We start from the raw sequence: 10,283 nt of genomic DNA, 5'->3' as shown, positions 1-10,283 counted from the left end.
GTGCCTATCCCTAAACGCCCCCCTTCAGAAATGTCGGGGGGCTTTTTTGTGCACAACACTTCCAAACAATAAGGCCAATGAACGAAAATGGCAGCCAAAAGGGCCAACCCTATTGTTTCATAATCCCCTACATCTTTGGAATTGGGAAAATACTCCCAGCCAATGTCTATACTTTCTGTTAATTTTTGTTAAAGTTTTTTTCTAAACCATACCGTGGCTTCTTTTAATGGTTATTTTTGTATATTAAGAATATACTGAAAGAGTTAAAATGAGAGTTTATAGAATAATTATAATCGCTTTTGCGTTATTGGTTTCTTTTAATAAGGGTTATGCCCAAGATAAAAATGTCAAATTACCTCCCAATTGGTTCAATTTAGATTTAACAGCTGATGGGTATTTTGGGATCAGTACCGAGAAAGCTTATACGGAGCTGTTAAAGAATAAAAAACCTAAGCAAAAAATTGTGGTGGCCGTTATTGACGGCGGGACAGATATTAAGCACGAAGATCTGAAGGATGTACTTTGGACCAATACAAAAGAAATCCCAGGGAACGGTATCGATGATGATGGCAACGGCTACATTGATGATGTGCACGGATGGAATTTTATCGGTTCAAAGAACGCTAACTTAGCTCACGACAACTTAGAGTTGGTAAGAATAAAACGTAAGCTTGAGCCTAAGTATAGGTCTGTCATTAGAAGTACCGTGTTAGATAGTGCGGAGAAAGAAGAATATGCTCTTTATAAAAGAGTGGTATCAGATTTTGGGAAGAAATATGATGAGGCTAGTGCTGCATTTCCTATCTATATCGCTATAAAAAAAGTAATGGACTCTGTGGCGATGATTAATCAAAAGAAAATTCCTTCGCTAGAAGATATGGAGAAATACAAAGCTGATGATGAGTTGGAAGAGTACATTAAAAAGATTGTGCGTAAAGGATCTAAAGATGAAGGGAGTATAGAGAAGTTTTACGAAAGCATTCAAAAAGGACATAAAGAACTTGAACAGATGCTAAAATACAACCTAAATGAAAAATACGATGAAAGAGCAGCGCTTGTTGGTGATGATTATACAAATTCTAATGAGCGTATTTACGGCAATTCGGATGTGATTGGTCCAGATGCAGAACATGGTACCCACGTTTCTGGAATTATTGGTGCAAATAGAAGTAACGATATCGGAATTAAAGGCGTAGCCAATCATGTGAGCATCATGACCATTAGAGTGGTTCCACAGGGAGACGAAAGAGATAAGGATGTAGCCAATGGAATTAGATACGCAGTAGACAATGGTGCGAGAGTGATCAACATGAGTTTTGGTAAAGGGTACAAGTGGGATAAAAAAGTAGTTGATGAGGCTATTAAATACGCGGAATCGAAAGGAGTACTATTGGTTCATGCAGCAGGAAATGATAATCAAGACAATGATGTCACTGATAATTTTCCGACTAAATATTATGATAGTCCAGAAGCAGAGGCTTATGCGAAGAAAAATAAGCCACAAGTAAGTATGTTTCCTCCAATGCCAATGCCATCTAATCGAATGAATGGAGGACCTGCTCCAGCTCCTAAAAAAGATCCATTCGCTAAACTTACTTTAGATTCGGCAAAATACCAACTTCCGCATGCCAAAAATTGGATTGAGGTGGGTGCTAGTGCTTATAAAAATGATGATGACTTGAAAGCTTCTTTCTCCAATTATGGTAAACATAATGTAGATGTCTTTGCTCCAGGTTTTATGATTAACTCTACTGTTCCTAATTCAAAATATGAAGAATTTGACGGTACGAGTATGGCGGCTCCAGTGGTTACGGGCTTGGCTGCTTTAATTTTGAGCTATCATCCAGAATTGACCGCGGTAGACGTGAAAGATATCATCATGAAGTCGGTAACCAAAGTATCACGAAAAGTGAAATACAAAAATGATAAAGATGAAACGGTACGTGCTAATTTTTCGGAATTATGTGTGAGCGGCGGAATTGTCAATGCATACAATGCCTTAAAGCTGGCAGAGAGTTATAAGTCCTCGGCCAAGTAATTGATATAAAATTGTAGATCCCCAGCTCAACTGGGGATTTTTTTTTTGCTTGCTAGTTTTAATCCTTTTTCCCTTATTGATGTCTATGTAAATTCACCACAAATGTAAACCACTAAAATGAAGCTATTTTACACTCTTTTGCCCATACTTTTGCTAAGTATAGGTGTCAGTGCCCAAAAACTGCCAGATGTGCAAGTAAAGGGTGTTTTGGCACCAAGTACTATTCGTATAGATGGAAAGAACCTAGAATGGGGCACTTTCGCTGCTGAAAACAAGCGAACCAACTTATGGTATACCATTGCTAATGATGATAAGAACCTTTATCTGGCTATTAAAGCAAATGATAACGAAACCATCACCAAGATTATGGCGGGTGGCATTTCATTTACGATCAATACCAAAGGGAAAAAGAGAGAACAGGATGCAATCGTAGTCACCTATCCACTTATTGCAAGGACAAACGGTAATCGTGGGAATATGGGACAAAATAGACAAAGAGCTGGACAGGAAAGACAGGAACAAGGCCAAAAGGAAAGAGATTCGATTAATTTAGCACAACGCAAAACCCAATTAGCAGGAGTAAAGGAAATCAAGGCGCTTGGATTTAAACAGTTTTCTGATACGCTAATCTCTATTTATAATGAACATGGTATTAAAGCGGTTGCTAAGATGGATGACCAAGGTGCTTATGTTTACGAAGCTGCTATTCCACTATCCTTATTGGAAATTGCAGCAGGAAGTACCAATGAAATTGCTTATCAAATCAAACTTAATGGGCTGCCAAATACTGGAAATTTTGCGATGAGAGCTAATGCTGCTCCTGCTTTTGGTGGAGGGAATGGTAGAGGTGGCAATTTTGGTGGTGGAGGAAATGCCAATGCTTCCCGTCAAGATTTAATGACAGCGACTGATTTTTGGGGTAAATATATTCTTCAAAAGTAACGGCTAGCTACTATGATAAATATGAAGAATTACCTGTACGGTCTGGTGTTGCTTTCCATATTGCTTGTCATCAATTTAAAAACGCAGGCACAGAATACACCTAAGGGTAAAAATGTTCCGCCGCCAGTAGCTGCTAGAGAAATTAGTGGTATCGTAAAGGACACTACCGATTTAGGTATTCCAGGAGTTACCATTAGGTTAACCTCAGAGAAAGATACTTTAGTCACTAGTTCCAATCCAGATGGGATTTTCGTCTTTAAAAATGTAAAATCTGCAACTTATACCATGAGTTTTACGATGCTAGGCTATAAACAGCAAATCAATAAATACAAGCAAAATGATGCCATTCCTAGAATTGTGATGGACCCTATTGTTTTACGGTCCATGTCTAATACCCTAAATGAAGTAGTCATTAACGGAACACCATCCATCACCTACAAAACAGACACGGTAGAATACAAGGCCAGCGACTATATTGTAAGAGAAAATGCTACGGTTGATGAGCTTCTAAAAAAGATGGAGGGGATGGAAGTGGGCACAGACGGTAGTTTGATTCACCAGGGAAATAATGTAACCAAAGCGAAAATTAACGGAAAGGTTTATGCCGGTGGCGAGATCAGTACGGCCATACAAAATTTACCTGCTGAAATTGTAGATAAGATACAGATTGTAGATGATTACGGGGATCAAGCTGCCAGAACAGGTATTAAAGATGGCGATCCCGAAAAAATCTTAAATATTGTTACTCGTGCCGATAAATCTGTAGGAAACTCTGCGAATATTACTGCAGGAGGGGGTAATAATGAACGTTATGAAAGTTCAGTATTTGGAACAAGGCTTAACGGAAATCAGAATATTGCGGTAAACCTGCGTTTAAACAATACCGTAAATGGCGTCGCAAATACAGGTACAATGGGTGGTGATTCAAGTAATGGAGGGGGCGGTGGTGGCGGCCGAGGAAACGGAGGAAATGCAGGTGGCGGTCGTGGTGGCGCTAATGGTGGATCAGGTGGTAATAACGGAAACTCATCAGGGGGAAGTGGAGGTACCACCAATACAGGTTCTTCGGCATTTTCTTATAGAGATCAAATCGGCAAAAAAATACAAATCAATACCAACTACCGTTATAACTTTAGCAACGTAAATTCATTAAATAGTAGCTTATCTGAAATATACAGTACCAATGGAACTATTTTCTCTACCAATGAAAGCGAAAGGGATAATAAAACCAAAGGCCACAATTTCAATTTCGAGCTGGAAGCAAACATCGACAGTAATAACTTTTTAAGGGTTACTCCAGAAATTAGCTATTCTTCTACCACCAATAGTAGCTTGTCAAGCATAGGACAATCGGGCGCTTTAATTACTCAAAATCAGTTAGGTAATAGCTCGGGTAAAAACACCAGACCAAATATTGGTGCAACCGTATTTTATCAACATATTTTTAATAAACCCCGTAGAAATTTCTCGGCTCAATTTAGCTTTAACACCTCTGATCAAGAATCAGATCAGGAACGAAACACCAAGTTCTACAAGGACGATATTAACGTACTCGATTCTTTGGTACACCGATTAATCGAACGACGAAACCTCACCAACAATTATCGGGGAAGTTTGACTTATGTAGAGCCTTTGGCCGCAAATAGTCAATTGGAATTTAACGGTCAGATCACCTACAATGGCTATGACAATAGGGCAATTACAAGCAATATCGATGCCTTGGATAATAAGCAAGGGGTAGATTCACTGAGCAATATCTACGATTATTCGTTCACGCAAGCTCGAATTGCTTTGAATTACCGTTATGGTTTATCTAACACCTCAAAAGTGCGATTTTCTGTGGGAATCACAGGAGTACCTGCGGTGTTAAGTGGCACAAAAGTGAGTTTGGGAACGACTACCAATCGTAATAGTTTTAATTTAATTCCCATTGCCAGATTTCAATATGCTTGGTCACGCACCCATAGTATACAAATCAATTATTCTGGTAACGCAAAAGAGCCAACTTTCGATCAGATACAACCTGTTAGGGATGTGTCAAATCCACAGAATACCATTGTCGGTAATCCAGATTTGAAAGTTACTTTTAACCATTCCATTAACACGAATTATAACAATTACATCGCCAATCAAAGGCTAAATTATTCCGTTAATTTAAACGCTACTTTTATTGACAATTCTGTGGTGAGTAACATGGTGCAAATTTTCAATAACAATAATCAACTGTTGCGTAATGAAACGCGCTATGTGAACATGAATGGCAGCTATCGGATTGGGGGTAATTATTCGGTAAGTAAGCAATTGAACAATCGCAAGTATAACCTTTCTTTAAGTGGAAATGTAAATTACAATCACGGAGTTTCCATGAGTAATAACCTCGAAAGCATCACCCGCACTTGGAATATTACCGAACGTTTTGGCCCTCGTATCAACCCGAATGAATGGTTGGAAGTGAATCCTAACGTGTCATATAACATCACCAAATCCCAAAATACCATTAGTACAAACAGGGTTAACACTAAAACTTTGGCATTTAATATAGATGGGCGTTTTTATATGTGGCAATCGCTGATTTTCGGTTATAGTGCAAGTAAGAATTTTGTAAGTGGGATTGATGCAAACATCACCAGCAATCCATTGGTGATTAATGCCTATGTGCAGAAAGAATTTTGGAAGCGTAGGGCGTCTATTACGTTCCAAGCTTTTGACCTTTTAAAGCAAAATAATTTTGTAAACCTCAACGTGACGGATTTGGTAAAGACGGAAACCCGTACCAATGCCTTGAGTCGATATTTTATGTTGAGAGCCAACGTACGCTTACAAAAATGGACAGGAGCAAGAAACCGTAATGGTAGACAAATGATGCGTAGGGGAGATGGTAGTTTCTATCAATAAACAACCATCCTCACCAATTATTTTAACCCTGCTTTTTCTTTTAAAATTAGTGCCCGTTGAAAGAAACTTGATCTTTTGATTTTCTCTTCGGCTTCGTTAATGGCTTTCAATAGGTTGTTCTCGTTATCGATGATTTCTTCTAAGGCGCTGTTAATGATAGACCAAACGGGAAGCATTTTTACAATCAGCTCTTCGCCTTTTGCATTTAAAGAAATGATTCGTTTGCGCTCATCGGCCTTGTCCTTTTTGGATTGAACAATTTTTTCTTTTTCTAATTCTTTTAACAAACTAATGGTCGACGGATGGCTGTAGCCAATTTCTGTTGCAATTTCGACCACACTTAATGCTTTTTTCTGATGAAGCGTGTAAATCACAGGAAACCATTTAGGCTCAAAATTGATGTCGTATTCCTTGTATAATAAGGCACCGTCTTTACGTAACTGTTCACTTAATACTTGTAAACGAGTTGACAAAGCTAAAGCACCTACACTATTGATAATATTCATTTTTACCTGTTAGAATGATAAACGACAAAAGACATTGTCTACAGGCATAATTGGGAAAGCTTTTGGTAATTCGCCCTTTTCAATAAGCGAAAAGCCATTTTTTTCGTAAAAACGCAACGCCGCCTGTAAAACATCTTTGGTTCCCAAGTATAGGCTTTTTAAGCCAATTTCTTTGCTATAAGCCATTAAAGTCTCCAATAAAAGCTGTGCAATACCATATTCTTTGCCTCGGTATTCTTTTTTCACAAACATCTTTCTAATGGCTCCAAAATCGTCACTGCATTTGATAAGCCCGATGGTTCCTACCAATTCTCCGTCAATTTTAGCGCCCCAAAAATGCCCTCCACCTTGATGGTAGAATTCTTCGATGGTTAAAAGGTCTTGTTGATCTTTGATCCCAATGGCGATATTGAACTCATTTTGTTGTATGGGTAAAATGATATTAATCACAGCCTCGCTGTCATTATTGTAAATTGGAACAATGGTTATATTCATAATGTACAAAACTACGTAGTTGAATACGTATATTCAAATATTTTTTAAATAAGGATGGATGAACTATGAAATTTTGTTAATGCTATAGCGTTTTCTATGTGTCTATGTGGTTATATTTTTTAATTAAATGAACCACATAGGGGAATTAACTTATATGAAAAAGGCCTGAATAATTTTCAGGCCTCTTGTTATTTTGATTAGATTTTTGAGAATTCTCTAAAATCCTGTCCATCTTTAATGGCTAATAAACTTTCGTAAATTAAGCTGATCACATTGTCCACATCTTCTTTGTGTACCATTTCCACGGTAGTGTGCATGTAACGTAAAGGCAAGGAGATTAATGCCGAAGGAACACCTCCATTAGAATAGGCGAAAGCATCGGTATCCGTTCCTGTAGAACGTGATGAAGCTTGGCGTTGGAATGGAATGCCCGCTTTTTCAGCAGTTTTGATTAACAACTTATTCAAATTTGTTTGTACTGCTGGAGCATATGATACCACTGGGCCTTTGCCTGCTGATAAATCGCCTTGTGTAATTTTGTTAATCATTGGCGTGGTCGTATCGTGGGTTACATCAGTCACGATGGCTACGTTAGGCTTAATACGATCAGCGATCATTTCGGCACCGCGTAAACCAATTTCCTCTTGTACAGAGTTCACGATATATAAACCAAAAGGTAGTTTTTTCTTGTTCTCTTTTAATAAACGAGCTACCTCAGCAATCATAAAACCACCCGCACGGTTATCTAAGGCACGACCAACATAGTAACGGTCATTTAGCACCATAAATTCGTCTTCGTAGGTAATTACACAACCCACATGTACACCTAAGGCTTCTACTTCTTCTTTAGTGGTACATCCGCAATCCAAGAAAATGTTTTTAAGCTCTGGCGTTTGTTCTTTTTCGCCATGGCGGGTGTGGATAGCTGGCCAACCAAAAACAGCTTTTACATAGCCTTTTTCAGTATGGATATTTACACGTTTTGAAGGTGCAATTTGGTGATCAGAGCCTCCATTGCGGATAACGTAGATCAAACCATCATTGGTAATGTAATTCACATACCAAGAAATTTCATCGGCATGTGCTTCAATTACTACTTTATATTCGGCTTTAGGATTAATTACACCTACAGCTGTACCATAGTTGTCTACAAAATGCTCGTCAACATAAGGTTTTAGATATTCTAACCAAAGTTTTTGACCTTCCCACTCGTATCCAGTTGGTGCAGCATTATTGATATATTTTTCGAAAAACTGTAGCGATTTTTTGGTAACTACAGGCACATGTTTTTTATTTTCGTCTTTTTTCTTTGCCATAGTTTTTTAATATATGTGTGGCGGTAAATGTACATATTAAAGGCTTATAATGGAACCATTTTCTTGATTTTTGACAGGAAAATCATTATATTAAACAAACTCTAAAACTCAATATTTATGAACGTAATCAAGATTTTTATTCCAGTGGCTCTTTTTGTTTTAATGGTGATTGTAGCTTTAATGTGGGGCCTGCCGAGATATAATGTTTGGCAACAAGAAATGGCAGGTAAAGCTGAGATGGCCAAGGCAGAACAAAACCGCAGAATTTTGGTTGAAGAAGCCAAAGCTCGTTTGGAAGCGGAGAAATTAAATGCAGCTGCCGAAATAGAAAGAGCCAAAGGGATGGCAGAGGCGATGAAAGTGGAAAATGGCACCTTGTCTGCTACTTATAATCAGTATCTGTTTATTAGAACTTTAGAAAAATTAGCAGATAAAGGGAGCTTGCCACAAATTATTTATGTACCCTCAGAAGGTTTAACTCCTGTGATGGATTTGAATAAAACGCTGCCTAAAAAATAAGCTGCATTTTAATGTATTCCAGTTGGTTTCGTTGGTAAGGTACTCCTTCAGTAACGAAACCAATTTTTGTATAAAAGCCAATAGCACTTGTTCTGGCATTGCACCAAAGCAGTTGAACTGGTTGTTGGTTACAGTAGTCTATTACATATTTCAGCAATAATTTCCCTAACCCATTTCCTTGCTTGGATGGAAGCACGGCCATTTTCCTGAATTGTGCAATACCATCCTTTACGAATAAAGAAACTACTGCCGTAAGTTCATGGTTAAAGTATAGACCGAAATGGGTGCCTTCAAAATCATCAGCTAATTCCATGTCTGTGATTTCCTTTTCGGGATACATAGCTTGTTGCCTAATTCGCCAAGTAAGCGAAGGAAAGATTTGTTCTATTTGAATCGTTTCACTCAAGAGTTTAAGCTTTTTTGTACCACTGATAAATCAACATATTTAGGATGATGATTGCCGTAATACCATAGCAGAACATGGCCCATCCTCCTAATGACCATAGCCACAAACCTAATGCTGAACCACAGGCTGCACCTACAAAGCTCACCGACATAAAAATGGTGTTCAGTCGGTTCCTGGCTTCGGGAACTAGGGTGTAAATACGGGTTTGATTGGTGACGTGAATGGCTTGCTGTCCGATATCTATCAAGATAATACCAACAACAAAAAGGAATACGCTGTGGCCAGTGAAATAGAATAATGCCACACTGGTTAGTTCCAAAATAAAGCCTATCATCAAGTTTTTTCGTGGATTTCCGCCACCGCTCAACTTGCCTACCAATGGAGCAGCTAATGCGCCAGCGGCACCAGCAATGCCAAATAAACCAATTTGATAAGCACTAAAATGATGTGGCGGATTGGAAAGATAAAGCACCATCGTAGTCCAAAAACCCATGATGACAATAAAGGCAAAGAAGTTGATGATCGATGCTTCTCTTAAAACGGGTTGGGTTTTGATATAGGAGAACATAGATCGCATTAACTCTTTGTAGCCACCTGTAAAAGTAGGACGGCTTGTTGGAAAACGCACCGCCATCAACATTACCAACAAAGTACAAATGCCAGCGGCAATTAAGAACATGGCTCGCCAGCCTAGTAAATCGCCCACAGTTCCGCTAATAGCTCTTGAAGCTAAAATGCCTACCAATAAACCGCTCATTACGATTCCTATGTTATGACCACGGCTTTCATCATCACTTAAAGATGCGGTGAGAGGGAGAATAAGTTGTGGCACAATAGAACAAGCGCCAATTAAAACGCTGGCTATTTCAAGTACGAAAAAACTGTGCGAAAAACCAGCGATTAGTAGGGAAACAATTGCCAAAACGGTGATAACCAAAATCTGTTTTTTACGTTCGAACATATCGCCTAATGGCACCAAAAGGAATAGGCCAATGGCATATCCAGCTTGGGTTAAAAAAGTGATGCTTCCCGCTTCGCTTTCGGCCAGTTTAAACTCCTTGGCAATTAAAATTACCAAGGGTTGGCAATAATAGATGTTGGCAACGATGAGACCTGTGCAAAAGGCCATCAAAATTACATCGGCGCGTTTTAATGCTTGCATTTAT

At 38.6% G+C, this 10,283-nt stretch carries 9 protein-coding genes; 4 read left to right on the top strand and 5 right to left on the bottom strand.

Translation table 11 applies throughout. From position 1 onward, the window contains the following. The first annotated feature begins 268 nt into the window (after positions 1-268). The 3 genes from DUT70_RS19685 to DUT70_RS19675 all read left to right on the top strand — a co-directional run bounded on the left by DUT70_RS19685 (position 269) and on the right by DUT70_RS19675 (position 5,875). The gene (locus tag DUT70_RS19685; protein WP_113649069.1) at positions 269-2,038 is read left to right on the top strand and encodes a S8 family peptidase; all 1,770 of its coding nucleotides are present in this window, start codon (positions 269-271) and stop codon (positions 2,036-2,038) included. 117 nt (positions 2,039-2,155) lie between these two features. Next, complete coding sequence (locus tag DUT70_RS19680; protein WP_113649068.1) at positions 2,156-2,980, top strand: hypothetical protein; 825 nt, start codon at positions 2,156-2,158, stop codon at positions 2,978-2,980. A gap of 21 nt (positions 2,981-3,001) precedes the next feature. Beyond that, on the top strand, positions 3,002-5,875 hold the full coding sequence (locus DUT70_RS19675; RefSeq protein WP_113649067.1) for an outer membrane beta-barrel protein: 2,874 nt from the start codon (positions 3,002-3,004) through the stop codon (positions 5,873-5,875). A gap of 17 nt (positions 5,876-5,892) precedes the next feature. On the opposite strand, the gene DUT70_RS19670 is transcribed toward DUT70_RS19675, so the two are convergent. The 3 genes from DUT70_RS19670 to DUT70_RS19660 all read right to left on the bottom strand — a co-directional run bounded on the left by DUT70_RS19670 (position 5,893) and on the right by DUT70_RS19660 (position 8,192). After that, positions 5,893-6,381, bottom strand: coding sequence for a MarR family winged helix-turn-helix transcriptional regulator (locus tag DUT70_RS19670; RefSeq protein WP_113649066.1), 489 nt, complete (start codon positions 6,379-6,381; stop codon positions 5,893-5,895). A gap of 9 nt (positions 6,382-6,390) precedes the next feature. Then, positions 6,391-6,876 carry a GNAT family N-acetyltransferase gene (locus DUT70_RS19665; RefSeq protein WP_113649065.1) on the bottom strand — a complete coding sequence of 162 codons (486 nt, stop codon included), beginning with the start codon at positions 6,874-6,876 and terminating at the stop codon, positions 6,391-6,393. Between the two features lie 197 nt (positions 6,877-7,073). After that, positions 7,074-8,192, bottom strand: a complete 1,119-nt coding sequence (locus tag DUT70_RS19660; RefSeq protein ID WP_113649064.1) for a M42 family metallopeptidase — start codon at positions 8,190-8,192, stop codon at positions 7,074-7,076. A 117-nt stretch (positions 8,193-8,309) separates the two neighbouring features. On the opposite strand from DUT70_RS19660, the gene DUT70_RS19655 reads away from it, so the two are divergent. Continuing rightward, entirely contained in the window at positions 8,310-8,711 is a 402-nt protein-coding gene (locus DUT70_RS19655; RefSeq protein ID WP_113649063.1) for a flotillin family protein, read from the top strand. On the opposite strand, the gene DUT70_RS19650 is transcribed toward DUT70_RS19655, so the two are convergent. Together DUT70_RS19650 and DUT70_RS19645 are read right to left on the bottom strand one after the other, a co-directional pair. Next, positions 8,701-9,117: a GNAT family N-acetyltransferase gene (locus DUT70_RS19650; RefSeq protein WP_128353405.1), complete on the bottom strand. Its 417-nt coding sequence runs from the start codon at positions 9,115-9,117 to the stop codon at positions 8,701-8,703. The two genes, DUT70_RS19655 and DUT70_RS19650, sit on opposite strands and share 11 nt — an antisense overlap. A 4-nt stretch (positions 9,118-9,121) precedes the next feature. Continuing rightward, positions 9,122-10,279: an MFS transporter gene (locus DUT70_RS19645; RefSeq protein WP_240432199.1), complete on the bottom strand. Its 1,158-nt coding sequence runs from the start codon at positions 10,277-10,279 to the stop codon at positions 9,122-9,124. Positions 10,280-10,283: the final 4 nt, after the last annotated feature.

This window comes from Pedobacter chitinilyticus, assembly GCF_003313385.1.
GTDB lineage: Bacteria > Bacteroidota > Bacteroidia > Sphingobacteriales > Sphingobacteriaceae > Pedobacter > Pedobacter chitinilyticus.
This window is presented reverse-complemented; position numbering and strand designations above follow the sequence as displayed.

Coding starts and splice junctions, on each gene's coding strand:
- DUT70_RS19685 (WP_113649069.1), top strand. CDS start 269: ATGAGAGTTTATAGAATAATTATAATCGCTTTTGCGTTATTGGTTTCT.
- DUT70_RS19680 (WP_113649068.1), top strand. CDS start 2,156: ATGAAGCTATTTTACACTCTTTTGCCCATACTTTTGCTAAGTATAGGT.
- DUT70_RS19675 (WP_113649067.1), top strand. CDS start 3,002: ATGAAGAATTACCTGTACGGTCTGGTGTTGCTTTCCATATTGCTTGTC.
- DUT70_RS19670 (WP_113649066.1), bottom strand. CDS start 6,381: ATGAATATTATCAATAGTGTAGGTGCTTTAGCTTTGTCAACTCGTTTA.
- DUT70_RS19665 (WP_113649065.1), bottom strand. CDS start 6,876: ATGAATATAACCATTGTTCCAATTTACAATAATGACAGCGAGGCTGTG.
- DUT70_RS19660 (WP_113649064.1), bottom strand. CDS start 8,192: ATGGCAAAGAAAAAAGACGAAAATAAAAAACATGTGCCTGTAGTTACC.
- DUT70_RS19655 (WP_113649063.1), top strand. CDS start 8,310: ATGAACGTAATCAAGATTTTTATTCCAGTGGCTCTTTTTGTTTTAATG.
- DUT70_RS19645 (WP_240432199.1), bottom strand. CDS start 10,279: ATGCAAGCATTAAAACGCGCCGATGTAATTTTGATGGCCTTTTGCACA.